Below are 25,053 nucleotides of genomic sequence, written 5' to 3'. Positions count from 1 at the left end.
CTGCGGCCGGGTTGAACGTCCGGCCCTAGGATGAAGGGGATGACCACCACACGCCCCGCCGCCTTCAGCCTCCGCAGCATCGCCGTCCCCGCCTTTGGCCCGGCCCTGCTCTTCAGCATCGGCGAAGGCGCGATCCTGCCCGTGGTGGCTCTGTCCGCCCGCGACCTCGGCGCCTCGGTGGCCGTCGCTGCGCTGATCGTGACACTGATCGGGCTGGGCTCCTGGTTCTTCAACCTGCCTGCGTCGCTCATCACCTTGAAATTCGGCGAGCGCTGGGCGATCGTCGGCGCGGCCGCCGCGAGCGCCGTCGCCCTCGCTGCCGCCGCCCTGGCACCTATGGTGCCGGACGGGATCTGGCTGCTGGCCGCGGCGATGGTGGTGGTCGGGATGGCCGCCAGCGTGTTCAGCCTGGCCCGGCAGAAGTACCTGACCGAGGCGGTCCCCGTGATCCTCCGGGCCCGGGCGCTGTCCACCTTGGGCGGGGTCAACCGGATCGGCATCTTCATCGGGCCCTTCATCGGCGCGGCGGTGATGCAGTTCGGCGGCATCAGCGCGGCCTACTGGGCCGGCGTGGTGGCCATGGCCGCGGCGGCGGGCCTGTCCGTGACCATCCCGGACCTCGTCGCGGCGCCCGCCCCGGCCGACGGCACCCCGGTCCGGCAGCCCACGCTGCGCAGTGTCGCGGCCTCCCACGCCGGGGTGTTCCTGAGTGTGGGCATGGGGGTGCTGCTGCTCAGCGCGCTGCGGGCGTCCCGCCAGGTGGTGATCCCGCTCTGGGCCGATCATCTGGGGATGGACGCGACCCAGGCCTCGCTGATCTACGGCATCTCCGGGGCCATCGACATGCTGGTGTTCTACCCGGCCGGCAAGCTGATGGACCGCAAGGGCCGCCAGTGGGTGGCGGTGCCGTCCACGCTCATCATGGGCACGGCCATGCTGCTGATCCCGCTCAGCACCGGGTTTGTGGGCCTTCTGCTCGCGGCGCTCCTGATCGGCTTCGGCAACGGCATCAGCTCCGGGCTGAACATGACCCTCGGCGCTGACTTCTCGCCGGACAACGGCCGCGGCCAGTTCCTCGGGATCTGGCGGTTCATGGCCGACGCCGGCGCCACCGGCGGCCCCGTGCTGCTCTCCGGCGTCACGGCCGCGGCCTCGCTAGGCGCCGGCGTGGGCGCCACCGGAGTGCTTGGCTTCGCCGCTGCCACCGTCTTCGCGATCACCATTCCGCGGCTCAGGCACCGCCGCAACTACTGAGGGCTGCGGCGCCAGTTGCCGGAAAGGCACGCCCACGAAGTACAGCCTGGCTCAGACCGCGGGGGACCGCCGCTGTGCCGCATGGCCGAACAACCACACCAAGGCGACGGTGGCGAGGTAGCCGGTGATGACAATGAGCGACGTGCCCGCCCAGAAGTAGTTCGTGGTGCTGCCCTCCTGGGCCGGGCCCGGGGCTATTTTCAGCAGCGAGTACGCGGCCACCGCGGCGGAGGCGAGCCCGGCCAGCACCGGGACGGCGACCCACAGCCGGGCGGACGCCCAGTGGCCGTTGTAGCCCTCCCAGACATTCCAGCCGCGCCCGGTGCGCACGATCAGCCAGCCCGCGGGAAGCGTGAAGGCCCCCACCACAAGGAAGGCCGCCACCACGTCGGCGGGCCGGTGCCACTGGTTGATGAGCGTCGACACCCCGGTGGCGACGGCGAAGCTGCCGCCCAGGAAGCCGGCCAGCGGCCGCCAGCGCGGCGAAACCATCAGGAATACTGCCGCCGCGGCTGAGGCAGCCAGCGTGGTGTGGCCGGACGGGAGGGAATTGAACTCGAGGGTTTCGATGCCGCGGAACGGCCGGACCGGGACGAGGTCCTTGAGCAACTGGGTGGCGACGTTAGCCCCCGTGGCGGCCGCAACGGCGATGCCGGCAGCCGCCCAGCGGCGGCGGGCCACCGTCACGAACAGGACCACCACCGACGCGATCAGCACGGACAGGGCGGGCAGCCAGTCCAGGAGCTTGTTGCTGGCCTTGCCGGCGGCACCGTGGATTTCGACCGCCTCGACCAGCGCGGATTCGTCAATGAACTGGCCTGTTGTGGTCCGGACGAAGAAGTAATACGTGGCGGCGAGGGCGGCAGCGCAGCCAAGGGTGGCCAGCAGGAAGAGGAACCCGGTGGCCCGGCCCGGCGCAGGGCGCGACGGCGCACGGTCGGGGAAGCGGACCTCCCGGGTCCCGGGAGACGCCTGCCCGCTGCTGGGTTCCTGCCGAAATCTCATCGTTATACAGGTTCCCACAGAACACTAGGAGCCGCCTGACGGCCCGGCGGGAACCCGCAGGATTGACCGGCGCAGCGAACCGGACCAGAGTCATCCCATGAGCAACCTGGAGCGCGGCGCCGACTCGGCGGCCGTGGCGGCACGGCACCCGGACCCGGCCTTCCCCCGCTTCCACCCGCGGCCGGCTCACGGCTGGATCAACGACCCCAACGGCCTGTGCTACTACGGCGGCAGGTACCACGTGTTCTTCCAGTACAACCCCGACTCGGCACGACATGACCGGATCTGCTGGGGGCACCTGAGCTCCCCGGACCTGCTCCGCTGGGAGGAACACCCCGTCGCGCTCCGGCCCCAGCCCGGCGGCCCGGACGCACTGGGCTGCTGGACCGGCGTCGTCACGGACGACGGCGGCGTCCCCACCGCGGCGTACTCGGGCGTCAGCACCGCGGGCGGGCATGCCCAGGTGGTGCTGGCCCGGGGTTCCCGGGGACTGACGGAGTGGCGGCAGGACGGGCAGGTGGCGGCGCCGGTGCCGGCGGACCCCCGCATCACGGCGGTGCGCGACCCGTTTATCTTCACCTTCCACGGCCGGCGCTATGCACTTCAGGGGGCGGGCCTGGCGTCGGGGCACGCGGCCGTGCTGCTCTACCGCGCGGACGAACTGCGCGACTGGCGCTACGAAGGCATCTGGTTCAGCACCGAGAACGCACTGGCGGCCCGGCACCTTCCGGCCGAGATCTGGGAGTGCCCGCAGCTGGTCCGCGTGCCGGACTCCTCCGGGGCGGAAACCTGGCTGCTGATGGCCTCCCTCTGGCTCGCCTCGGACTACCACCACCATCCCAATGGTGTGGGCTACCTGCTGGGGTCACTCGCCGAGGACGCCGTCACCGGCCTGCCGGTCTTCACCCCGGCGAAAGGCGGCAAGGCGGACGTGGGCCCGGACTTCTATGCGCCGCAGATCCTGTCCCTGCCGGACCGCACCCTGCTGTGGGGCTGGTCCAACGAGCTGTCGGGCCTGGACGGCCGTGCCGGCCGGGGCCAGGAGCAGACGGACGCCGCCGGCTGGGCCGGACTGCTGACCTTCCCGCGGCAGCTTGCGGTGCACGGCGGGGTGCTCGCGGTCGAGCCGGCACCGGAGCTGCGAGGGTACCGGGGTGCTCGCCGTGCCAAGGGAGCCGCGGGAACCCTGAGCCTGCCGGCCCAGGCCGAAGCGGTGGTCAGCGGCGGGGAAGGCCGGATCCGGCTGGTCCTGGCGTCCGCGGCGCAGGTCCGTCCGGTTTTCGCGGACACCGTGGCCGGCGGCGACGAGCTGCGGATCTTCGTGGACGGCTCGATCGTGGAGGTCTACCGCCACGGTTCGGTGCCGGCGACGGTGCGCGCCTACCCCGCGGCCGGCGAGGAGTGGCGCCTGGAACTGCCGCACGGCGCCGCGGCCGATGTCTGGGAGCTGCGACAGCCCGGCCCACGTAGCGCCGTCTCACAAGACAGGTAGCCACTACTCGTGTCCGCCCCGAGGCCGCGTCCCTAGACTCGCAGGACCGGTGCGGCTGATCCCGCCGGTGTGCTCCTTGGGCGGGGCCGATCCAGACGAGTGTCCTAAACCAGGAGCTCACCCCCAGTCGACGTCGGCCCGCCCAAGGCCTTGCGCCCGCCTGCAACCAGACCGCCGCCCGCGGGCCCACGCTGCGTGCCGCCGGTAGAGTACATCCATGCCCACCAGTGCCGATATTCCTCCCGCTTCCGGTCTCAACCCCGGGGGAGTGGACGAACTCCTGGACGCAGCCCGGGTGGTCAGCCTGCCGATGCGGGTGAAGTTCCGCGGCATCACCCAGCGCGAGGCCCTGCTCCTGCCCGGCCCCCTCGGCTGGGGCGAGTTCTGCCCCTTCCCCGAATACGGCGACGCCGAGGCTTCCCGCTGGCTGGCCGCCGCCGTCGAGGCCGGCTGGCAAGGGTTCCCGGAACCCCGGCGGACCAGCATCCCGGTCAACGCCACCGTCCCGGCGGTCGCCGCGGAACGGGTACCGGAGATCCTTGCCCGCTTCGGCCGGGTGGACGCCGTCAAGGTCAAGGTCGCCGAGCCTGGCCAGACGCTCGACGACGATGCCGCCCGGGTGGGTGCCGTCCGCGCCGCACTGCCGGACGCCGCCATCCGGGTCGACGCGAACGGCGGTTGGGACGTGCCGGCCGCCGTCGAAGCACTGACCCGGCTGGCCGCCGTCGGGCTTGAATACGCCGAGCAGCCGGTCCCGGACATCGCGGGCCTCGCCGAAGTGCGGCGCCGGCTCCGTGCCGCCGGGGTGTCGGTGCTGATCGCCGCGGATGAAAGCGTCCGCAAGGAGGATGATCCGCTGAAGGTGGCGCGTGCCGGCGCCGCGGACCTGATAGTGGTGAAGGTGGCGCCGCTCGGGGGAGTGCGGCGGGCACTGGACATCGTGGCGCAGGCCGGCCTGCCCGCCGTCGTCAGCTCCGCCCTGGACACCTCCGTGGGGATCCGCGCGGGGCTGGCGCTCGCCGCTGCCCTGCCCGAACTGCCCTACGCCTGCGGGCTCGGGACGGTGTCGCTGCTCGCCGCCGACGTCACCAGGGATTCCCTGGTCCCCGACGACGGCGCCATCCGGCTCCGGGACGTCGCCGTCGACGACGGACTGCTGGCCGAATATGCGGCCGCGCCCGAGCGCAGGGACTGGTGGCTCGACCGGCTCCGGCGTGTGTACGCCCTTCTCGCAGCAGACGCTCCTGCAACACCAGCCCCGTGAGTTAACCGGACTTTCACCGTGAGGACCGCTCCGCGTTGTCGGACGCTGGCAGGGTGGCGGGGACGCATCCCCTGCCTTGGAAGGTTTCACCCATGACTGTCTCCTCCGGACGAAAGTTTTCCCTGCTGCCCATGCTGGGCCATACCAAGGGCAAGCGCAGCCCCGTAACCTGTGCGCTTAAGTGTGACAACGCCTGCGCCGGCGAGGTCTGCAACAGCAGTTCGAACGACTATTTCCGCGACATTGCCTCGGCCACCATGTCCCGACGCTCCGCCCTCGGCTTCGGCGCGGCCGGCGCCCTCGCCGTCGTCTTCGGCAACGCCGTGACCTCTGCGGAGCCGGCAACCGCCGGCGGCCCTGGCCTGGCCGCCGCCGCCAAGGACGGCTTTGGCAAGTCCAAGCTGCAGTTCACGGCGATCGCGCCGGTTGACGCCGCCGTCGACGCGTTCACCGTCCCGGCGGGGTTCACCTGGCAGCCGGTCATCCGCTGGGGTGACCCGCTCTTCAACGACTCGCCGGCCTTCGACGCGGACCGCCAGAGCGCCGCGGCGCAGGCCCGCCAGTTCGGCTACAACAACGACTACACGGACATCCTGCCGCTGGATGCCAAGGGCCGCCGGTCCGTGCTCTTCACCAACCACGAGTACACGAACGAGAGCATCATGGTCCCGGCCGGCTTCGACGCCGCGGAAACCCGGGCCATCGGCCGCGCCGCGCACGGCCTCACCGTCGTCGAACTCGTGCGCCAGAACAAGAACCAGCCGTGGCGTTACGTCCAGGGCGCGGCGCTGAACCGCCGCTTCCTAACCGACACCGCCTACGAACTGACCGGCCCGGTCGCCGGCTCCGCCCTGGTCAGCACCGTTGCGGACCCGGGCGGCCGGACCATCAAGGGCACGCTGGGCAACTGCTCCGGCGGCACCACCCCGTGGGGCACCATTCTCTCCGGCGAGGAGAACTTCAACGGCTACTTCGTTTCCCCGGGAACGTCCGCCTCGGACAAGCGCTACGGACTCACCGCCAAGACGACCGCCCGGCAGTGGGAGCTCGACGACCCCCGGTTCGATACCCGCAACGAGGGCTACGCCAACGAAAGCAACCGGTTCGGCTGGATCGTCGAGGTGGACCCCCTCGATCCGAACTCGACGCCCCGGAAGCATTCCGCGATGGGACGTTTCAAGCACGAGGGTGCCAACGTCATCGTGGCCGCCTCCGGGCACGTCGTCGCCTACATGGGGGACGACGAGCGGTTCGACTACCTCTACAAGTTCGTGTCCAAGGGCACGTACCAGGCCGGCGACTCCAAGGACGCCCGCGCCAGCAACCTGAACCTGCTCTCCGAAGGCGACCTTTACGTAGCAAAGTTCACCGGTGACTCCCCGGCGGCCGAGATCGACGGCTCCGGCAAGCTCCCCGCCGACGGCGCCTTCGACGGCACCGGCGAGTGGCTCCCGCTGGTGGTGGGAGGCAAGTCCATGGTGCCCGGGATGTCCGTCGAGGAAGTCCTGGTCTACACCCGCCTCGCCGCGGACAAAGTCGGCCCCACCAAGATGGACCGCTGCGAGGACGTCCAGCCCAGCCTGCACACCGGCAAGGTCTACGTGGTCTGCACCAACAACTCGGACCGCGGCAAGACCGGCAAGGAGGGTGCCACCGAGGTCAACCCGCGCACGCTGAACCGGGACGGCCACATCGTGGAAATTACCGAAGCCGGGGACCAGACGTCCACCAAGTTCGCCTGGAACCTGCTCATGGTCTGCGGCGATCCGGCCAAGAACACCTCCACATACTTCGCCGGCTTCCCGGCCGACCGGGTCTCGCCAATCTCCTGCCCGGACAACGTGGCGTTCGACTCGGTCGGCAACATGTGGATCGCCACGGACGGCGCCCCCTCGAGCATCGGTCACGCGGACGGCCTGTTCAAGGTCACGCTGGACGGGCCGGAGCGCGGACGCGTGGAGCAGTTCCTCGCCGTGCCGCGCGACGCCGAGACCTGTGGGCCGATCGTGCACGACGAGGAGCGCCATGTGTTTGTCGCCGTGCAGCACCCGGGCGAGGAAGGCACATTCGAGGCCCAGCACTCCGCCTTCCCGGACTACGTGGCTCCCGGTGTGACGCCGAAGCCGGGCCAGGCGCGGATCCCGCGCCCGTCCGTGGTCCAGGTCTTCCGCACCGACGACTAGCCTCCCGCAGCAACGCGGGGTCACTTCGCGCCCATCCGGACCCTCGACCTGGGCGCGAAGTGACCCCGCGTTGCTCTGAGCGAGCGTCCGGGGGCGGCGGGAACTGATAATTTGAACAGTGTGAATAATCCGGCCGAAATGGTTGTCCCCAGAGTCCAGGCAGCTATTGCCCATGCCTTCGGCGAGGAGTTCCGCGAGACGGATCCGGTCATCAGGCCCTCGCAGTTCGCGGACATCCAGATCAACGCCGCCATGGCGCTTGCCAAGAAAGTCGGCCTGCCGCCGCGCGACGCCGCGGCCAGGATCGTGGAGGCCTTGGACCTCGACGGCGTCTGCAGCCTGGTGGAGATTTCGGGTCCGGGCTTCATCAACCTCACGTTCGATGGCACCTGGATCGAGGAGCTGTTGAACGCACCGGCGCCCGCCGGCGAAGGTGCGCGGCCCGAGCCGCTGCACCGCGTCGTCGTCGACTATTCCTCCCCGAACGTGGCCAAGGAAATGCACGTCGGCCACCTGCGGACCACCGTAGTGGGGGACAGCATCGTGCGCGTCCTCGAGGCGCTGGGCCACACCGTGATCCGGCAAAACCACATCGGCGACTGGGGCACCCCGTTCGGCATGCTGATCGAACACTGGCTCGAGGTGGGGGAGGACTCGCCCGAGGCCGCCCTGCTGGTTGACGACCCGAGCGCCTTCTACCAGGCCGCGCGTGCGAAATTCGATGCCTCCGCCGCGGACCCCGACGGGTTCGCCACCCGTGCCCGGCTGCGCGTGGTGGCGCTGCAGGGCGGAGACCCGGAGACCTTCGCCGTCTGGCAGCGGCTCGTGGCGCAGTCCAAGCGCTACTTCAACGCCATCTACGCGATGCTCGGGATCAGCCTCACCGATGACCACATCGCCGGCGAAAGCTCCTACGACGCGCATCTGGCACAGCTGTGCCAGGAACTCGAGGAACGCGGCATCGCCCGGATCAGTGAGGGCGCGCTCTGCACCTTCCCGGCCGGCTTCACCGGGCGCGACGGCGACCCGCTGCCCCTCATCATCCGCAAGTCCGACGGCGGCTACGGGTACGGCACCACGGACCTCGCCACGATCCGCTACCGGGTCCGCGAACTCGAGGCTGACCGTGTGCTCTACGTGGTGGGCGCCCCGCAGAACGTGCACCTGCGGATGGTGATGGCCACCGCCCGCGACGCCGGCTGGCTGCCGGACACGGTGGAGGCCACCCACGTCCAGATCGGCAACGTGCTCGGCGAGGACGGCAAGATCCTCAAGTCCCGCGCCGGCAACCCGGTCAAGCTGATGGCGCTGCTGCAGGAGGCGGTGGACCGGGCCCGTGCCGTCATCGACGCCAGCCGGCCCGAGCTCAGCGAGGAGGAGCGGGCGGTCACCGCCCGTCAGGTCGGCATCGGCGCGGTCAAGTATGCGGACCTCTCCACCGGCCACGACACGGAGTACGTCTTCGATTTCGACCGGATGCTGGCGCTGACCGGCAACACCGGCCCCTATGTCCAGTACGCCGCCGCCCGGATCCGGTCGATCCTGCGAAAGGCCGGCGCGCTGGAGCAGCACCTCGGCGCAGCGGGAGCTGGGGCTGCGGGCGCAGCGGCCGCGCCCGCGGCGACCATCGCCGTCGTCGAACCGGCCGAACGCGCGCTGGCCCTGCACCTGCTCGAATACGACGCCACGCTGCAAAAAGTCGGCGAGGTGCTTGAGCCGCACCGGCTGTGCGCGTACCTGTTTGAACTGGCGCAGCTGTTCACCTCGTTCTACGACCAGTGCCCGGTACTCAAGGCCGAGGATACGGTTCGGGAATCGCGGCTTGCCTTCTGCGGACTCGTGCTGCGGCGGCTCTCCGACGGCCTGGACCTGCTCGGCATCGAGACGCCGGAGAACATGTGAGCCCGGACGTTCCTCCCGCCGACCCTCCAGCCGCAGGCGGGTTGGCGTCGGTCGAGGCCGCGCGGATGGCCGTTGCGGCCCTGATCGGCTCCGGCGTGCGGTATGTGGTGGTGGCCCCGGGATCCCGCTCCGCGCCGATGGCCTACGCGCTGGCCGAGGCCGACGCCGCGGGCCGGGTCGAGCTGCTGGTCCGGATCGACGAACGCGACGCCGGCTTCACCGCCCTGGGCCTGGCCCTGGCCACCGGTGCCCCCGCGGCCGTGCTGACCACCTCGGGCACCGCCGTCGGGAACCTGCTGCCTGCCGTGATGGAGGCCAACCACGCCGCAGTTCCGCTCGTGGTCCTCTCGGCCGACCGGCCCGAGGAACTCCGCGGCACCGGGGCCAACCAGACCACCGTGCAGCCGGACCTGTTCGGCGAGCATGTCCGCTTCGCCGCCGACGTGCCCGCCGGCGACAACCCGCTCCGGGCCGTCGAAACGGCACTGAGCGCGGCCACCGGCGCCTTTGAGGACATCCCGCCCGGCCCGGTACAGCTGAACCTCGCCTTCCGCGACCCGCTGGTCCCGGCCGCGCGCGACGGCCTGGGCGAGGCCTCCGGCCGCCGGATCCACCAGGCCGCGCGGCATCCGCTGGCGCTGGACTTCCCGGCAGCCTCCCCGGCGCTGCCCGAACGGCGCACCGTTGTCCTCGCCGGACACGACGCCGGCCCGGTCGCCGAGGCGTTCGCCCGCGCCCACGGCCTGCCGCTGCTCGCCGAACCGTCCTCGAACGCCCGCTTCGGCCCGAATGCGGTGGGTCCGTACCGGCTGCTGCTGGAGCACTTCGGTCCGGAATCCGGCCAGCCGATCGAGCGCGTTGTGCTGTTCGGCCGGCCCACGCTGTCACGGCCGGTCTCGGCGCTGCTCGCCCGCGCCGACGTCCCGTCCGCCCTCTACCAGCCCGTTCCGGTAGCCTGGTACGAGCCCGGCCGGCGCACCGAACTGCCGCTCGAGACTCTCGCTGACCTGGCCGACTTCGCCGGCCGGGGAAGCCCTGCCTGGCTCGATGCCTGGCTGCTGGCCGGGGCCGCCGCCCAGCACGCGCTGGACCTGGTGCTCGCGGGTTCGGCCGCCTCCGGGCCCGCCGTGGGCGCGCTGGTCTGGGGCCAGACGCGCGGGCAGCTGGTTCTGGGCTCCTCCAACGGGATCCGCGACGTCGACCTCGCCGGCGCCCCGCCCCAGGAACCACAGGCCACCGTCTTCGCCAACCGGGGACTGGCCGGGATCGACGGCACCCTTGCCACCGCCACCGGCATCGCCGTCGGGGGCCGACAGGAAACCACCGTGCTGCTGGGCGACGTCACCTTCCTGCACGACGCCGGCGGACTGCTGCTCGGCGCGGGCGAGGCCGTTCCGGCGTTGCGGATCGTGGTCCTCAACGACGCCGGCGGGGCCATCTTCGGCTTGCTGGAGCACGGCGCCGTCGAGCAGTTAGGCCGCTACGGTACCGCCGTCGAACGCCTCTTCGGCACCCCGCACACGGTGGATTTCGCCGCCCTCGCCGCCGCATACGGCGTCTCCCACCGCGCGGTGAGCACGACGGCGGAGCTCGCCGCGGCCCTGGCAGAGCCGCTCGAGGGCCGCAGCATCATCGAAGTGCGGACCGGGCGGCACGGGCTCCGCGAACTGCACGGGCGCATCCGCGACGCGGTGTCCGCCGCCGTGGCCGGGGTCCTCGGGCGTTAGGCCGGACCACCCACCGCATACTCCGGGAAAGGCAAGATCGATGCTGTCTGAAACGTCGAAGCGCACGGACGAGGCCCGCTTGAGACGGCGTGGTTTCCTCCTCGAAGGAATCACACTGGGCTGGAACGTCATTGGCGTTGTCGTTCTGGCCGTTGCCTCGATCGCGGCCGGCTCGGTGGCGTTGGCTGGCTTCGGCCTGGACAGCCTGATCGAAATCGGCGCCAGCACTGTGGTCATCTGGGAGCTCTCCGGCGCCGGGGAACGACGCCAGCGTATAGCGCTGACGTTGATCGCCGGGGCGTTCGTGGCACTGGCTCTGCACCTCACCATCCAGTCCGGCGTCGCCCTGGCGGCCGGGCACCACGCGCAGCCCAGCACGGCCGGGATGATCTGGACGGCGGTGACGGCTGTGGTCATGTTTGTCCTCGCCGCGGGGAAGGCGCGTACGGGCAAAGCCCTGGGCAACCCCGTCCTGATCGCAGAGGGCAGGGTGACGTTTATCGATGGGCTCCTGGCCTCCGCCGTGCTGGCCGGGATCCTGCTGGATGCCCTCGCCGGGTGGTGGTGGGCCGACCCGGTGGCCGGTTTTGTGATCGTCTACTACGCGATCCGCGAAGCCGTTGCCATCTTCCGCCACGCACACTGACCATCCGCCGGAAAGGGCTACGAAAACGGACAGCCGCTACGTGGTTCCACGTAGCGGCTGTCCGAAATCGTTGCAGAAAGTTGCTCCCTAGAGCACCCGGCTCAGGAACTCCTTGGTCCGGGCGTGCTGCGGGTTCGCGAGCACCTCTCGCGGGTCGCCGGATTCGACGACGATGCCGCCGTCCATGAAGGTCAGCCGGTCGCCGACCTCCCGGGCGAAACCAATCTCGTGCGTCACAACGATCATGGTCATGCCGGACTTGGCAAGATCCTTCATGACGTTCAGCACGTCACCCACAAGCTCCGGGTCCAGGGCGGACGTCGGCTCATCGAAGAGCATCAGTTCCGGGTCCATGGCCAGGGCCCGGGCGATGGCCACGCGCTGCTGCTGCCCGCCGGACAGCTGCGAGGGATAGTGGCCGGCCCGGTCCGCGAGTCCTACCCGGTCCAGCAGCTCCAGTGCCCGCTTCCGGGCGATGTCCTTCGGCTGGCCCTTGACCTGGACCGGAGCCTCCATGACGTTCTGCAGCGCCGTCTTGTGCGGGAACAGGTTGAAGCGCTGGAAGACCATGCCGATCTCGCGGCGCTGGGCCGCGATCTCCTTGGTCTTCAGATCATGCAGGCGGCCGTTGACCTCGCGGTAGCCAATCAGCTCACCGCCGACGGAAATCCGGCCGGCGCTGATGGTTTCGAGCAGGTTGACACAGCGCAGCATGGTGGACTTGCCGGAACCGGATGGGCCGATCACCACCGACACCTCGCCCTGGTTGACGGTCAGGTCAATGCCGCGCAGCACGTGATGCTGCCCGTAAAACTTGTGGAGGCCTTCGATTTTGACCAGCGGGTTCTCAGTGGTGATCGTCATTTCGCCTCCTCCTCGGGATCCATCTTCAGTGCCGGCTCGGCCTCGGCGCTTGGCGCCACCGCCGCGGATGCCCTGGCGGCCGCCGGGTTGATTGCGGCCGGGGCCAGGTTGTCGACGCCCTTGCCGTAGTACGCCTCGATGAAGTGCTGGCCCACCATCAGGATGCTGGTGACCAGCAGGTACCAGAAGGCGGCCACGATCAGAAGGGGAATGGGCAGGTAGATGCGGTTCGCCAGCGCGTTGGTGGCGAAGGTCAGGTCCAGGGTGAACGGCACGGCCAGGACCAGGGAAGTGGTCTTGAGCATGCCGATGGTCTCGTTGCCTGTCGGCGGAACGATGATCCGCATGGCCTGCGGCAGGATGATCCGCCACATGATCTTGCCTTTGGACATGCCGAGCGCCTCTGCTGCCTCCGTCTGGCCCTTGTCCACCGACTTCAGTCCGGCCCGGAAGATTTCGGCCAGATACGCCGACTCGTTGAGTCCCAGACCGAGAATCGCCGGGATCAGACCCTTGCTGGGGTCCGAAAGGGCATAGCTGAACAGCTCTGGCCCGAACGGGATACCGACAGTAATGGCCGGGTAGAGCACCGTTACGAGGCCCCAGAACAGCAACTGGGTGTACACGGGAGTGCCGCGGAAGAACCAGACCCACAGCCAGCTGGTGTAGCGCAGAACAGGGTTGTCCGACTGCCGCATAACGGCCAGCAAGATGGCCAGCACGATGGCCAAAAACATTGACGTGGCCGTCAGGACCAACGTCCAGCCAACACCCTGGACTACTTTGACGTCCAGGATGTAGGTTGCGACGACGTCCCAGCGGAAGTTGGGGTTCGTGAAGGCGCTCTGCACCATCAGCAGCAGGGCACCGCCAATGATCACGGCGCTGATCCAGCGGCCCGGGTGCCGCACGGGCACGGGCTTGTTCAGGACCGGTGCTGCGTGGTTGTGCTGACTTTCCATCCCTACCCCTGATGAGTGGTCGGTGGCGGGAAGACTCAAGACGCGGCCGCCGGGTTGACCTCGGACTTGGTGATGGCACCTTCAGCGTTGCCCCAGCCTTCGAGGATCTTCTTGTAGGAGCCGTCCTGGATGAGCTTGGTCATCGTCTTCTGGATGACGTCGGCGAGCGCAGTGTCCGACTTGGCAACGGCGATGCCCTGCGGGGCGGCGTCGTAGACGTCGCCGAGCTTCTCCAGCTGTCCGTTGGTCTGGGTCAGGGCGTAGCCGATGATGGGGGAGTCAGCCGCCATGGCGTCGATGCTGCCGTTGACCAGACGCGTGGTCACGTCGGTCTGGTTCTTGAGCGTGACGATATCGATCGGCTTCTTGCCTTCGGCCGTGCACTTCTTGTTCCGGCCGGACAGGTCCGGGTCCTCCTGCACGGTGCCGGTCTGGACGCCGATTGCCTTGCCGCAGACGTCATCGAGGGAGAAGTTCTTCGGGTTGCCCTTCTTCACAGCCCAGGCGGTGCCGGCGTTGAAGTAGCTGACCATGTTGACTGCGCCGAGGCGCTCCTTGTTGATGGTGAAGGAGGAAATGCCAAGGTCGTACTTCGGGCCCAGTGCGGGAAGGATCCCGGTGAATTCTGCGGTCTGCACCTGGACCTTGAGCCCCAGGGTGGCGCCGATTGCCTTCGCAATGTCGACGTCGTAACCCACCGGGGTCTGGCCGTCGGTGCCGAGGAACTCAGCCGGAGCGTAGCTCGTGTCAGCGCCAATGGTGAGGGTGCCCTTGGACTTGATGGCCGCCGGAACCATGGCCGCCAGCGCATCGTCTTTCTGGACCGTCGTGGGGTCGAAGCTTGCCTTTGCGCTGCCGGACGGCGTCGCCGCCCCGCCCGTGCCGGTCTCGGAGGCGTTGGTGCAGGCCGAGAGGGCCAGGGCGCCGATAGCAAGCACGGCTGCGGCCTTGACCTTGGAATTGGTCAGGAGCGAACGGGAGATCTGCATTTTTTACCTTTTGTTGCAGGGGCATGCGAAAACTAAGTCGGGGTATATTGTATCGCCGAAGAAGAGATGTACGTCACAGGAAACTTAGTTTCACTATTGGATAACTAAATCGAGACGGTTTTCAAGGGGCCACACCAGGCCGCTGTCTGTAATGACGGATTCGTCGCGCGCCGCAGGCCGCCGCTGCCGGAGGGGCGCCGGCTCAGCTGTCGATGCCCAGAGATTCCAGCATCGGCCTGAACTTCGCCCAGGTCTCGGCCAGCTCCGCCGCGGGGACGGAGCCCTCGACGACGCCGCAGCCGGCGTAGAGCCGAACCGTGTCCGGCCCCTCGATGACCGCGCCGCGCAGCGCGATGCCCCACTCGCCGTTGCCGGCGGCGTCGAGCCAGCCGACCGGGCCGGCATATGGGCCGCGGTCCAGGTGCTCGAGTTTCCGGATCAGCGCGCCGGCCACGGTGGTCGGGGTGCCGCAGACCGCAGCCGTGGGGTGCAGGGCGTTGATCAGGGCCAGGCAGGTGGGCACGTGGCCCTCCACCTCGGTCAGTTCGGCCTTGACGTCGGAGGCCAGATGCCAGACGTTCGGCAGTTCCAAGATGAACGGCTCGCTGTGGGCGTTCATGGCCTCGGAGAAGGGGGCCAGCTGGGTGGTGAGCGACTGGATTGCGATGTCGTGTTCATGCCGCTGCTTCTCGGAACCGGCGAGGACGCGTTCGGCGAATTCCAGCGGCGAGCCGGCCATGCCCTCGGCGTCGCGGCGGTCCAGCGTGCCGGCCAGGACGCGGGCCTGCGCCGTGCGGCCTTCCACCTGGATCAGCATTTCGGGGGTGGAACCCACAAGGCCGTCGACACCGTAGGTCCAGCATTCGCGGTAGCGGACCGCGAGCTGGCGCAGGATCTCGGCGGCGTTCACGCCGTCGGGCACGGTGGCGACAATGTCCCGCGCCAGCACGAGCTTCTCGAGCGCCCCGGTGCGGATTTCGGCGACGCCCTCGGCGACGGCGGCCATCCAGTCCGCCTCGCTGAGTGAGCCGGTGCTGAGCTTGGCCTCCCGCCCGGGCTGCGGTTCCGACGTCGCCTGCGGTTCAGCCTGCGCCCGCGGTTGCGACGGCGCCGGGTCGCCGGAAGCCTGGGAGCCGAGTGCCTCCAGCCAGCGCCGCAGGGCGGCGCGGGCGCCGGCCTCGGTGAGCTCGCCGTCGTCGAACGTGAGCTGGGTGAGCCAGGCGTTGCCGTCGCGCAGGCCCACCACGATCTCGGGAACAATCAGGCGGGACTCGTGCGCGGACACCTTGGAGAAGGCGAAGGAGCCGAAGGCCACAGGGCCGGTCCCGGGGCAGCCGACGGCGTCGGTGACATCCGCTTCGAGGACCAGGTGCCGCCACCAGATGTCCGCCTCGAGGAACCGCTCCGGGCCGGTGGCGGTGAACCGCGCCACCTCGCCGAAACCGACCAGGCCGGCCTCGCGGCGGGTCCAGCACAGCACGTCATCACGGACCAGAAACGACGGCAGCCCCCCGGGGAATGAATCGGCATCGAGGGGGACTGTCAGTGTCCTGATAATTCTGGTACGGAACGCGCTCGTCATGATGAGACAACACTACTCCCGCCGCACGCCGCGCCCCGGACCGGCCGGTGGTTAGGGGGTGCGTCGAAGATTTGAGACAATAACGGGGTGAACCGAGCATCCTTGGATAAGCGTCCGGACGAAGTAGCCACGATGTTTGACGACGTCGCCCCGAAATACGACGTCGTCAACGACGTCCTGTCGATGGGACAGACGCGCCGCTGGCGCCGGATCGTCGTCGAAGCCATGGACGTGAAGACCGGCCAGCGCGTGCTTGACCTCGCCGCCGGAACCGGCACCTCCAGTGAACCGTACGCCGACGCCGGGATCGACGTCGTCGCCTGCGATTTCTCCCTGGGCATGCTCAAGGTTGGCAAGCGGCGCCGCCCTGACATCAACTTCGTCGCCGGTGACGCAACCCGCCTGCCCTTCGCGGACAACACCTTCGACGCCAGCACCATCTCCTTCGGCCTGCGCAACGTCAACGAGCCCAAGAAGGCCCTCGCCGAGATGCTGCGGGTCACCAAACCCGGCGGACGCCTGGTCATCGCCGAGTTCTCCCAGCCGGTGGTGCCGCTCTGGCGCACCATGTACACCGAATACCTGATGCGCGCCCTGCCCGCCATCGCCGTCAAGGTCTCCTCCAACCCGGACGCCTACGTCTACCTCGCCGAATCCATCCGCGCCTGGCCGGACCAGGACCACCTCGCCGCCTGGCTGCAGGAAGCCGGCTGGGAGTCCGTCACCTACCGCAATCTCAGCGGCGGCATCGTGGCCGTCCACCGCGCCCAGAAGCCGGCCGGACCGGCATCCGGACCCGCCGCCGGCGCGGCGGCGCTGGCCAACCACACCGGCCCCGTGGCCAAGCTGCGCCGCAACATCACCCGGCCCGAGCGGTAGCTGGCAGCTGCCGTGAAAGTACTGATCGTCGGGGCGGGGCCGGCCGGATCCACCGCCGCGTTCTACCTTGCCCAGGCCGGTATCGACGTCACGGTGCTGGAAAAGACCAGCTTTCCCCGCGAGAAGGTCTGCGGCGACGGGCTCACCCCGCGCGCGGTCCGGGAAATCCAGAGACTCGGACTGCCGCACCCGGAGGCCGAGGGCTGGCGCCGGAACAAGGGCCTGCGCCTCATTGCCGGCGGCCGCACCATCGAACTGCCCTGGCCCGAGGTCTCCGACTTCCCGCAGTACGGACTGATCCGCACCCGGCTGGGCTTCGACGAGGAGCTGGCCCGGCACGCCCAGTCCGCCGGCGCCGTCGTGCTGGAACGCCACAGCGTCACCGAGGCGCTGCGCTCCGAGGACGGCCGCGTCACCGGCGTCCGCGCCGCGCTGCTCGATGAAGCCGGCCGGAAGACCGGCGAAACCCGGGACTTCACCGCCGACGTCGTGCTCGCCGCCGACGGGAACTCCACCCGCACCGCCGTCTCGCTGGGCATCCAGAAACGCGACGACCGTCCGCTGGGCGTGGCCGTGCGGACCTACTTCACCAGCCCGCGGCACGACGACGAGTGGATGGAAGGCTGGCTGGAGCTCCCCGGTAAGGACGGCAAGCTGCTGCCCGGCTACGGCTGGGTGTTCGGCGTCGGCGACGGCACCTCCAACGTGGGCCTGGGCATCCTGAACTCCTCCAAGGAATTCGGCAAGCTGGACTACAAGCAGGTCCTGCGCGAATGGACCGCCGGCATGCCCGCGGAATGGGGCTTCACCCCGGAAAACCAGGCCGGGGAGATCCGCGGCGCGGCGCTGCCGATGGGCTTCAACCGCACCCCGCACTACTCGCCCGGGCTGTTGCTGCTCGGCGACGCCGGCGGCATGGTCTCCCCGTTCAACGGCGAGGGCATCTCCTATGCCATGGAGTCCGCCCGTTTCGCGGCGGAGTTCATCATCGACGCCTCGTCCCGGGCCGCTTCGGCAGGCTGGAGCACGGCCGACGCCGACGCCCGGCTGGCGGGGTACGCGGACTATGTGCGCGGGCAGTGGGGCTCGCACTTCACCCTGGGTCGCGCGTTCGCCGCCGTCATCGGCAAGCCGGCCGTGATGAAGCTGGCACTCCGGACGGGCATGCCCATCCCGCTGCTGATGAAGTTCGTCGTCCGGTTGCTGGCCAACCTGACCGACCCCTCGGCCAAGGGCATCGAGGACCGCTTGATCCGCGTCCTCGAAGCACTCGTCCCGGCTACCTCGAACACCCGGCCCGTTCCAGACTCAACCCCGCGGATTCCGCAACAAAAAGTTAGGGTTAACCCGTGACCAACTCTGCAGACCAAAGCTGGACGCACGCCGGACACGGCCTGCCGAGCGCTGAACCGGACCTGAACACCACCGCCATTGCCACCGGGCTCCAGCTGCCGGCCGGCTTCGCGGCGATCGCGGGGGACCCCGAACTCGGCCCGGCCATCACTACCAACCTGGCCCGCGTGGAGAAGAAGCTGCGCGAGGCCATCGCCAACTCGGACCCGCTGGCCGACGCCACGTCGCGCCACCTGGTCGAAGCCGGCGGCAAGCGCATCCGGCCGCTGCTGACCCTGCTCTGCGCCCACCTCGGCGACGCGTCGCTGCCGGCGGTGGTGCAGGCCGCCGTCGTCGTCGAACTGACGCACCTGGCCACGCTGTACCACGACGACGTGATGGACTCCGCTCCGTTCCGCCGCGGCGCCCCCACCGCGCACGAGGTCTGGGGCAACTCCGTTGCCGTCCTGACCGGTGACCTCATCTTCGCCCGGGCCTCCATCCTGGTCTCCGAGCTGGGGTCCCGCGCGCTCGGCATCCAGGCCCGCACCTTCGAGCGGCTCTGCCTCGGCCAGCTGCACGAGACCGTGGGGCCGCGCCCGGACGAGGATCCGGTGGAGCACTACCTCTCCGTGATCGCGGACAAGACCGGCTCGCTCGTGGCCGCGTCCGGCCAGCTCGGCGCGATCTTCGCCAATGCCGATCCGGCCTACGAGACGCTGCTGGTCGAGTACGGCGAGAAGGTCGGCGTCGCCTTCCAGCTTGCCGACGACGTCATTGACGTCACCGGCGTCAAGGTCAAATCCGGCAAGTCGCCAGGCACCGACCTGCGCGAGGGCGTGCCCACGCTGCCCGTGCTGCTGCTGCGCAAAGCGGCGGACGACGGCGACCAGTCCGCCGTCGACCTCCTGCAGCTGATCGACGGCGACCTCAGCTCGGACGAGGCCCTCGCGGCCGCCGTCGCCGGGCTGCGCGAACACCCCGTTACCGCGGAGTCCTGGACGGTGGCCCGAGCCTGGGCCGACGAAGCCATCGCCGCCCTCGCCCCGCTCCCGGAGGGCGTGGTCAAGGATTCGCTGACCAGCTTCGCGCACGCCGTCGTGGACCGCAGCAGCTAGCGGTTCCCGGAGCCGCCGGGCGTACCGGCCGGCAACCCGGCGCCGGCGGGCCCGGGCCTGAATTTAAAGCGGAATGGCCCCGGTTCCTCACAACGTTACGAGTCGTCCGTTGTGCGGAACCGGGGCCATTTCTCCGTTCGCATCAGATTCACCGGAGGCATTTGGTGAACCCATGAATAAGCTTATGACAGTTGTGTCACGTTGTCTAGCGATTCTGTAAATTGATTGTCACGGATTTGCGGGGGCTGCGGCGCGGGGCGGCGTGATGCACCGCCGGTCGACCTCATGCCTCACGCTGGGGGCACATTGGGGAGCGGTGTTGTGGCTCCGGAGCGTCGCGACGGCGAGTCCGTGTCAAAGTGCCCCCGGTGCGGTTTCTGGATATCCACATAGGGCCGCCGGCTCACCACACAAGCCCGCCGCGCCGCGCAAGGTTAGGGAATGGATCTTCTTGGCTTCCTTGCCAGCCGCGGAGGAACGGCCGCCGCGGACGACCTTCGCGTGGCGGGATTCAGTCGCCACCGAATCACTCGGGCCGTTGCCGACGGCGCGGTGCTCAGAGTCCGCCGCGGACAGTACTCGCTGGCGGAATTCACCGCCTACAGGGCCGCCCGGGAGGCCGGCGGACTTCTCAGTTGCGTCTCAGCTGCGCCCAGCTACGGGCTGTGGACCTTGGTTCCGGCACGGAAGCTGCACCTGTGTGTCGGGCACCGCGCTGCCCCGCCGGGGGCCGTGGCACATGGCCGTCGTCGGCATCCCCGGCACCCGTGGCTCCCTGTGGCCGGGTTGGCCGATGTCCTGATCCACGCCCTTCGCTGCCTGCCAGAAACTGAGGCCTTGGTCATGGTCCAGTGTGCTGTGGGCCGCGGGGACATTTCTCTGGCCTTCCTCCGAAGCAAACTGCCGGGCAACCGCAATGCCCGCGCCCGGGCGGTGCTGGACCTGGTCATCCCGCGGGCCGATTCCCTCTTGGAAGTACTCACCAATAGGTCCTTCCGCCGGGCCGGACTTCAGGTGTCAAGGCATGTCGAGATCCCTGACGTGGGCGAAGTGGATTTTTTGGTGGAGGGCTGCCTCGTCGTGGAAACCGACGGCGCTGCGCATCTGGAGTCCCGGCAGGTCAAGAAAGACCGCAGGCGCAACAACGCGACCGTCGTCGGAGGCTATCTCGTGCTCAGGTTTGGCTACGACGACGTCGTGCATCATCCGGAGAGGATGGTGGCCGAAGTCCTCACGGTGCTGGCGCTGTGGCGCGGGGGCGCCTTCCGGCCGTGATGACCGGATCACGGCGGCGTGTCCGTGGCAAAGTGCCCCCGGACGGCCGGTGCCCCCACGTGCGGAGGAGCTGCGGCAGACCCGGCCAAAGGTGGGGAAAGTCAGCGGCCGACGTAGCCCGGAGCGGCCTTAGTCCTCGTCCTCGTCGGTGAATGCCCACTCGAACATGTCGAAGACGAACTCGGAGAAGGTGCCTTCCTCGCTCTTCCACTGGCCTCGGGCGTTGTTGCGGCGGTACACGATCGGGTCCGGGACGCTGAGGTCGCCTACACGGAAGCCCCAGGTGAACTGTTCTTCCTCGTCCTCAAGGAACATCAGGAAGCCTTCGTCGTCGACTTCGAGTTCTTCGGGGTCCCAGAAGTAGTGGTAGGCCTCCATCAGGTCCTCGCAGCCGCCGAGGGCCAGGTAGAACTCGCGCAGGACCAGCGGGACCTGGAACTGGTGCTCGGCGAGGGCCGCGTCCAGCTCGTCCTCCGGCAGCCCGTCCTCTTCCTGCCATTCGTCCTCGAGATACTTCGGAACAAGCGCGCGGAACTTCTCGAGGAACATGTCAGTCATGCTTCTTATCCTAGCTAATCCCGGGGCCCTTTTCGGCCTTGTCCAGACCCAGGCGGTGCCAGCCTCGGACGGCCAGCGGCACGTACCAGTGGCGCCGCCAGGCGGTGACGCGGAAGGCGAAGACCACGGCGGCCACGGCGCTTGCCGTCAGGGCGGTAAACACCCCGGTGACGGACAGCGTCACGGTCAGCGCGGCCCCCGCAAACGCCGGCAGGGCGTAGATGTCCTTGGGGTCGAAGAGTTGCGGGACCTCGTTCGCGGTGATGTCCCTCAGCAGCCCGCCGCCCACCGCCGTCGTGACCCCCAGGAGCACCGCTGCCACCGGGTGCATGCCCGCGGCGAGGGCTTTCAGGCTGCCCGTGATGCAGAACAAGGCCAGACCGCCGGCGTCGAACAGGATCAGCAGGGACGTGAAGCGCTGGACGCTGGAAAACAGGAAGTACACCAGGACCATGGCCAGCAGCGGGGGAGCGAGGTACGCCGGGTTGGTAAAGGCTGCCGGCGGCCCCGTGTTGATGATGATGTCGCGGATGACACCGCCGCCCAGGCTCACCACCGAGGCCAGCAGGAGGGAACCGACAATGTCGAACTGCTTGCGCGCCGCGAGCAGCGAACCGGAGACGGCGAAGAAGAAGACGCCCGCCAGGTCCAGCCAGACCATCACGAGGCTAAAGGAGAAAGTCATGGGGCGTCCCGGTTGGTAGCAGGGCGGCGGATAGGGCGGCTCCAAGGTTACGCTAACGGCTATGAATAGCCCCATCCTGATCGCCTGCGCCCACGGCACCTCCAGCCCCGACGGCGCGGCGGAGGTCAACGCCCTGCGGGCCGGGATCGCCGCGCTGCGTCCCGGGCTCGACGTCCGCGAGGCCTACGTCGACGTGCAGGACCCCGACCTGCCCGCTGTCGTGGCGGGGCTGCCGGCCGGGGAATCCGCCGTCGTCGTTCCGCTGCTGCTGAGCGTGGGCTACCACGTCAAGGTGGACATCGCCCGGGCCGTGAAGAGCCGGCCGGACACCCTTGCCGCCGCGCCGCTGGGCCCGGACCCGCGGCTCGCGGCCCTGCTGGACCAGCGGCTGCGCGAGGCCGGGGTGACCGACAACGACGCCGTCATCCTCGCCGCCGCCGGCTCCTCGGACCCCACCGCGGCGGACAACGTGGAGGAGCTCGCCGGGCAGCTGAGGGCCCTCCGCTCGAACCGGATCGTGGCCGCCTACGGCGCCTCGGCGTCGCCCTCGGTGCCCGAGGCGGTGGCCATGCTGCGTGAGGAGGCCGCCGGGGGTGCCGGCGCGGGCCTCTCGGCCGGGGCCGTGGACCTCGGCGGCCGGGTGGTGATCGCGTCCTACCTGCTGGCACCTGGCTTCTTCCACGACCAGCTCGCCAAGGCCGGTGCGGACCTGGTCACCGCGCCCCTGCTGCCTTCCCCGGTGCTTGCCGAGATCGCTTTGGCGCGCTTTGACGCGGCCGTCGCCGGCAGCGGTTCATGACGAATTGTTGCCCTAGGTGACCCCGCGTTTCTGAACCATTGTGACGCCGTTACGGGCGCTCCTACAGTCGATCCATGACTGATACAGCTCTAGCCGGAGCGTCCCCGGACCAGGCTGCCGCAGGCCGCGCCAAACGACCCGCCCGCCCCGCGGCCAAGCCGCACGGGCAGTGGAAGGTGGACGGCACCGCCCCGCTGAACGCCAACGAAACCTGGAAACAGGAAGACAACGGCCTGAACGTGCGCGAGCGTATCGAATCGGTCTACTCCAAGCACGGCTTCGACTCGATCGACGGCACCGACCTGCACGGCCGCTTCCGCTGGTGGGGCCTGTACACCCAGCGCAAGCCCGGGATCGACGGCGGCAAGACCGCCACCCTGGAGCCGCACGAGCTCGAAGACAAATACTTCATGCTCCGGGTCCGGATCGACGGCGGCGCCCTCAGCACCGAGCAGCTGCGCGTCATCGGGCAGATCTCCGTGGACTTCGCCCGCGACTCAGCCGACCTCACCGACCGGCAGAACATCCAGCTGCACTGGATCCGGGTCGAGGACGTGCCCGAAATCTGGCGCCGCCTCGAAGCCGTGGACCTGTCCACCACCGAGGCCTGCGGCGACGTGCCCCGCGTCATCCTCGGCTCCCCGGTCGCCGGCATCGCCAAGGACGAGATCATCGACCCCACACCACTGATCCATGAGCTCGCCGAACGCTTCATCGGCGACCCGGAACTGGCCAACCTGCCGCGCAAATTCAAGACCGCCATCACCGGCCACCCCAGCCAGGATGTGGTCCACGAGATCAACGACGTCGCCCTGGTGGGCCTGGTCCATCCCGAGCTCGGCGCCGGCTACGACCTCTGGGTCGGCGGCGCGCTCTCCACCAACCCGATGCTGGGCAAGCGCCTCGGCGCCTTTGTCCGTCCGGACCAGGCCGCCGACGTCTGGCTCGGCGTCACCAGCATCTTCCGCGACTACGGCTACCGGCGCATGCGCACGAAGGCCCGGCTGAAGTTCCTGCTGGCCGATTGGGGGCCGGAGAAGTTCCGCCGGGTCCTTGAGGACGAATACCTCGGCTACCAGCTCGACGACGGCCCCGCGGCGCCCAAGCCCGCCACCCCTGGCGACCACATTGGCGTGCACGAACAGAAGGACGGAAAGTTCTTCATCGGTGCCACCCCGCTGGCCGGCCGGCTCTCCGGCAGCCAGCTGGTCAAGCTCGCGGACACTCTGGAGGCCCGGGGCTCGCGGCGGCTGCGCACCACCCCGCACCAGAAGCTCGTGGTCCTCGACGTGCCCAAGGACGAGGTGGAACCGCTCGTCGCAGAACTCGACGCCCTGGGCCTGTCCGCCCGGCCGTCCGTGTTCCGCCGCGGCACCATCGCTTGCACCGGCATCGAATTCTGCAAGCTGGCGATCGTGGAAACCAAGGTCACGGCCGCCACGGCCGTCGCCGAGCTGGAACGCCGCCTCGCCGACCTGGTCGAGTCCCGCCAGCTCCCGCAGGCGCTCTCGCTGCACATCAACGGCTGCCCCAACTCCTGCGCCCGGATCCAGACCGCGGACATCGGCCTCAAGGGCATGATGCTGCCCACGCCCGACGGCGACCCCACGCCGGGTTTCCAGGTGCACCTTGGCGGCGGGCTGGCATCCGAGAGCCGCGAGGAGGCAGGCCTCGGCCGCACCGTCCGCGGCCTCAAGGTCACGGCCGAGGAGCTGCCCGACTACGTGGAGCGGGTGGTGCGGAAATACGTGGCGGACCACACCGAGGACCAGAGCTTCGCCGAATGGGCCTTCGCCGCCGATGAGGGGGACCTGCAGTGAGCGTTGCACTCCGCACCCGCGACGAGCTTCAGGCAATCGCCGAGGCCGGCGCGGCCGAGCTCGGCTGGGACGCCCCGGCGCGCGAGGTCATCGCCTGGGTGGCGCGCAACTTCGAGCTCCCCGCCGTCGCCGTGGCCTGCTCCATGGCCGACGCGGTCCTGCCCGCACTCGTCGCCGACCAACTCCCCGGCGTCGACGTGCTCTTCCTCGAAACCGGCTACCACTTCCCGGAAACCCACGCCACGCGCACCGAGGTCGCGGCCAGCCTCCGGGTCAACGTCGTCGACGTGCTGCCGGAGAATACCGTGGAACAGCAGGATCGGCTTCTGGGCAAGGACCTCTTCGCCCGCGACCCCGGGCAGTGCTGCGCCCTGCGCAAGGTCGCCCCGCTGCGCCGCACCCTCGCCGGCTACGAGCTCTGGTTCACCGGCGTCCGCCGCGACGAGGCGCCCACCCGCACCAACACGCCGCTGGTCACCTGGGACGAAGCCAACGGCCTGGTCAAGGTGAACCCGGTGGCGGCCTGGAGCTTCGACCAGCTGGTCCAGTACTCCGACGACAACCTCCTGCCCGTCAACCCGCTGCTTTCACAGGGCTACCCGTCCATAGGCTGCCAGCCCTGCACCCGCAAGGTCGCGCCCGGCGACGACCCTCGCGCCGGACGCTGGGCAGGAACCGACAAGACAGAATGCGGACTACACCTATGAGCAACTTCCT

General features: G+C 69.4%; 21 protein-coding genes. 14 read left to right on the top strand and 7 right to left on the bottom strand.

What is annotated here, in order from left to right; genetic code table 11:
• Positions 1-39: 39 nt before the first annotated feature.
• A complete protein-coding gene (locus FFF93_RS13705) occupies positions 40-1,254 on the top strand; it encodes an MFS transporter (RefSeq protein ID WP_138768429.1) in 1,215 nt (404 codons plus the stop codon).
• Positions 1,255-1,305: 51 nt separating this feature from the next.
• Here FFF93_RS13705 and FFF93_RS13700 read toward each other — a convergent pair whose 3' ends face one another.
• Positions 1,306-2,259, bottom strand: coding sequence for a phosphatase PAP2 family protein (locus FFF93_RS13700; RefSeq protein WP_138768430.1), 954 nt, complete (start codon positions 2,257-2,259; stop codon positions 1,306-1,308).
• A gap of 97 nt (positions 2,260-2,356) precedes the next feature.
• On the opposite strand from FFF93_RS13700, the gene FFF93_RS13695 reads away from it, so the two are divergent.
• From FFF93_RS13695 to FFF93_RS13670, 6 genes are all read left to right on the top strand, one after another.
• Positions 2,357-3,751 (top strand): glycoside hydrolase family 32 protein, encoded by a 1,395-nt coding sequence (locus FFF93_RS13695; protein ID WP_138768431.1) that lies wholly within the window; start codon positions 2,357-2,359, stop codon positions 3,749-3,751.
• A gap of 217 nt (positions 3,752-3,968) precedes the next feature.
• Entirely contained in the window at positions 3,969-5,015 is a 1,047-nt protein-coding gene (locus tag FFF93_RS13690; RefSeq protein ID WP_138768432.1) for an o-succinylbenzoate synthase, read from the top strand.
• Between the two features lie 92 nt (positions 5,016-5,107).
• Positions 5,108-7,198, top strand: a complete 2,091-nt coding sequence (locus FFF93_RS13685) for a PhoX family phosphatase (RefSeq protein WP_138768433.1) — start codon at positions 5,108-5,110, stop codon at positions 7,196-7,198.
• Between the two features lie 138 nt (positions 7,199-7,336).
• On the top strand, positions 7,337-9,100 hold the full coding sequence (gene argS / locus FFF93_RS13680; RefSeq protein WP_222424623.1) for an arginine--tRNA ligase: 1,764 nt from the start codon (positions 7,337-7,339) through the stop codon (positions 9,098-9,100).
• A gap of 65 nt (positions 9,101-9,165) precedes the next feature.
• A complete protein-coding gene (gene menD / locus FFF93_RS13675) occupies positions 9,166-10,827 on the top strand; it encodes a 2-succinyl-5-enolpyruvyl-6-hydroxy-3-cyclohexene-1-carboxylic-acid synthase (RefSeq protein WP_138768435.1) in 1,662 nt (553 codons plus the stop codon).
• A gap of 40 nt (positions 10,828-10,867) precedes the next feature.
• Positions 10,868-11,473 (top strand): cation transporter, encoded by a 606-nt coding sequence (locus tag FFF93_RS13670; RefSeq protein ID WP_138768436.1) that lies wholly within the window; start codon positions 10,868-10,870, stop codon positions 11,471-11,473.
• 87 nt (positions 11,474-11,560) lie between these two features.
• Here the strand turns inward: FFF93_RS13670 and FFF93_RS13665 are convergent, their stop codons facing one another.
• The 4 genes from FFF93_RS13665 to FFF93_RS13650 all read right to left on the bottom strand — a co-directional run bounded on the left by FFF93_RS13665 (position 11,561) and on the right by FFF93_RS13650 (position 15,870).
• On the bottom strand, positions 11,561-12,337 hold the full coding sequence (locus tag FFF93_RS13665; protein WP_138768437.1) for an amino acid ABC transporter ATP-binding protein: 777 nt from the start codon (positions 12,335-12,337) through the stop codon (positions 11,561-11,563).
• Positions 12,334-13,299, bottom strand: coding sequence for an amino acid ABC transporter permease (locus FFF93_RS13660; protein ID WP_138768438.1), 966 nt, complete (start codon positions 13,297-13,299; stop codon positions 12,334-12,336). The genes FFF93_RS13665 and FFF93_RS13660 overlap by 4 nt, the downstream gene beginning before the upstream one ends.
• 35 nt (positions 13,300-13,334) lie before the next feature.
• Positions 13,335-14,288 carry an ABC transporter substrate-binding protein gene (locus tag FFF93_RS13655; RefSeq protein WP_138768439.1) on the bottom strand — a complete coding sequence of 318 codons (954 nt, stop codon included), beginning with the start codon at positions 14,286-14,288 and terminating at the stop codon, positions 13,335-13,337.
• Between the two features lie 202 nt (positions 14,289-14,490).
• Complete coding sequence (locus tag FFF93_RS13650; RefSeq protein WP_138768440.1) at positions 14,491-15,870, bottom strand: isochorismate synthase MenF; 1,380 nt, start codon at positions 15,868-15,870, stop codon at positions 14,491-14,493.
• An 87-nt stretch (positions 15,871-15,957) separates the two neighbouring features.
• Between FFF93_RS13650 and FFF93_RS13645 the strand changes: the two genes are divergently transcribed.
• The 4 genes from FFF93_RS13645 (at position 15,958) to FFF93_RS17205 (ending at position 20,474) form a co-directional block, all read left to right on the top strand.
• A complete protein-coding gene (locus tag FFF93_RS13645) occupies positions 15,958-16,749 on the top strand; it encodes a demethylmenaquinone methyltransferase (protein ID WP_138768441.1) in 792 nt (263 codons plus the stop codon).
• 12 nt (positions 16,750-16,761) lie between these two features.
• On the top strand, positions 16,762-18,102 hold the full coding sequence (locus FFF93_RS13640; protein WP_138768442.1) for a geranylgeranyl reductase family protein: 1,341 nt from the start codon (positions 16,762-16,764) through the stop codon (positions 18,100-18,102).
• Positions 18,099-19,199, top strand: a complete 1,101-nt coding sequence (locus tag FFF93_RS13635) for a polyprenyl synthetase family protein (protein WP_138768443.1) — start codon at positions 18,099-18,101, stop codon at positions 19,197-19,199. Before FFF93_RS13640 ends, FFF93_RS13635 begins: the two co-directional genes overlap by 4 nt.
• 843 nt (positions 19,200-20,042) lie before the next feature.
• Positions 20,043-20,474, top strand: a complete 432-nt coding sequence (locus FFF93_RS17205) for a DUF559 domain-containing protein (protein WP_315851477.1) — start codon at positions 20,043-20,045, stop codon at positions 20,472-20,474.
• A gap of 129 nt (positions 20,475-20,603) precedes the next feature.
• Here the strand turns inward: FFF93_RS17205 and FFF93_RS13625 are convergent, their stop codons facing one another.
• Both FFF93_RS13625 and FFF93_RS13620 read right to left on the bottom strand, forming a co-directional pair.
• Complete coding sequence (locus FFF93_RS13625; RefSeq protein WP_138768445.1) at positions 20,604-21,032, bottom strand: hypothetical protein; 429 nt, start codon at positions 21,030-21,032, stop codon at positions 20,604-20,606.
• A 10-nt stretch (positions 21,033-21,042) separates the two neighbouring features.
• Positions 21,043-21,717, bottom strand: a complete 675-nt coding sequence (locus tag FFF93_RS13620) for a trimeric intracellular cation channel family protein (RefSeq protein WP_138768446.1) — start codon at positions 21,715-21,717, stop codon at positions 21,043-21,045.
• Between the two features lie 61 nt (positions 21,718-21,778).
• Here FFF93_RS13620 and FFF93_RS13615 point away from each other — a divergent pair, with 61 nt between their 5' ends.
• The 3 genes from FFF93_RS13615 to FFF93_RS13605 all read left to right on the top strand — a co-directional run bounded on the left by FFF93_RS13615 (position 21,779) and on the right by FFF93_RS13605 (position 25,043).
• Positions 21,779-22,516: a sirohydrochlorin chelatase gene (locus tag FFF93_RS13615; protein ID WP_138768447.1), complete on the top strand. Its 738-nt coding sequence runs from the start codon at positions 21,779-21,781 to the stop codon at positions 22,514-22,516.
• 74 nt (positions 22,517-22,590) lie between these two features.
• Positions 22,591-24,336: a nitrite/sulfite reductase gene (locus tag FFF93_RS13610; protein ID WP_138768448.1), complete on the top strand. Its 1,746-nt coding sequence runs from the start codon at positions 22,591-22,593 to the stop codon at positions 24,334-24,336.
• Positions 24,333-25,043 carry a phosphoadenylyl-sulfate reductase gene (locus FFF93_RS13605; RefSeq protein ID WP_138768449.1) on the top strand — a complete coding sequence of 237 codons (711 nt, stop codon included), beginning with the start codon at positions 24,333-24,335 and terminating at the stop codon, positions 25,041-25,043. The genes FFF93_RS13610 and FFF93_RS13605 overlap by 4 nt, the downstream gene beginning before the upstream one ends.
• Positions 25,044-25,053 lie beyond the last annotated feature (10 nt).

The sequence above is a fragment of the Arthrobacter sp. KBS0702 genome (assembly GCF_005937985.2).
Taxonomy (GTDB): domain Bacteria; phylum Actinomycetota; class Actinomycetes; order Actinomycetales; family Micrococcaceae; genus Arthrobacter.
This window is presented reverse-complemented; position numbering and strand designations above follow the sequence as displayed.

Bases quoted from the DNA above. Each gene is read 5' to 3' on its own strand.
- FFF93_RS13705 (WP_138768429.1), top strand. From the start codon at position 40: ATGACCACCACACGCCCCGCCGCCTTCAGCCTCCGCAGCATCGCCGTC.
- FFF93_RS13700 (WP_138768430.1), bottom strand. From the start codon at position 2,259: ATGAGATTTCGGCAGGAACCCAGCAGCGGGCAGGCGTCTCCCGGGACC.
- FFF93_RS13695 (WP_138768431.1), top strand. From the start codon at position 2,357: ATGAGCAACCTGGAGCGCGGCGCCGACTCGGCGGCCGTGGCGGCACGG.
- FFF93_RS13690 (WP_138768432.1), top strand. From the start codon at position 3,969: ATGCCCACCAGTGCCGATATTCCTCCCGCTTCCGGTCTCAACCCCGGG.
- FFF93_RS13685 (WP_138768433.1), top strand. From the start codon at position 5,108: ATGACTGTCTCCTCCGGACGAAAGTTTTCCCTGCTGCCCATGCTGGGC.
- argS (WP_222424623.1), top strand. From the start codon at position 7,337: ATGGTTGTCCCCAGAGTCCAGGCAGCTATTGCCCATGCCTTCGGCGAG.
- menD (WP_138768435.1), top strand. From the start codon at position 9,166: ATGGCCGTTGCGGCCCTGATCGGCTCCGGCGTGCGGTATGTGGTGGTG.
- FFF93_RS13670 (WP_138768436.1), top strand. From the start codon at position 10,868: ATGCTGTCTGAAACGTCGAAGCGCACGGACGAGGCCCGCTTGAGACGG.
- FFF93_RS13665 (WP_138768437.1), bottom strand. From the start codon at position 12,337: ATGACGATCACCACTGAGAACCCGCTGGTCAAAATCGAAGGCCTCCAC.
- FFF93_RS13660 (WP_138768438.1), bottom strand. From the start codon at position 13,299: ATGGAAAGTCAGCACAACCACGCAGCACCGGTCCTGAACAAGCCCGTG.
- FFF93_RS13655 (WP_138768439.1), bottom strand. From the start codon at position 14,288: ATGCAGATCTCCCGTTCGCTCCTGACCAATTCCAAGGTCAAGGCCGCA.
- FFF93_RS13650 (WP_138768440.1), bottom strand. From the start codon at position 15,870: ATGACGAGCGCGTTCCGTACCAGAATTATCAGGACACTGACAGTCCCC.
- FFF93_RS17205 (WP_315851477.1), top strand. From the start codon at position 20,043: ATGGTCCAGTGTGCTGTGGGCCGCGGGGACATTTCTCTGGCCTTCCTC.
- FFF93_RS13625 (WP_138768445.1), bottom strand. From the start codon at position 21,032: ATGACTGACATGTTCCTCGAGAAGTTCCGCGCGCTTGTTCCGAAGTAT.
- FFF93_RS13620 (WP_138768446.1), bottom strand. From the start codon at position 21,717: ATGACTTTCTCCTTTAGCCTCGTGATGGTCTGGCTGGACCTGGCGGGC.
- FFF93_RS13615 (WP_138768447.1), top strand. From the start codon at position 21,779: ATGAATAGCCCCATCCTGATCGCCTGCGCCCACGGCACCTCCAGCCCC.
- FFF93_RS13610 (WP_138768448.1), top strand. From the start codon at position 22,591: ATGACTGATACAGCTCTAGCCGGAGCGTCCCCGGACCAGGCTGCCGCA.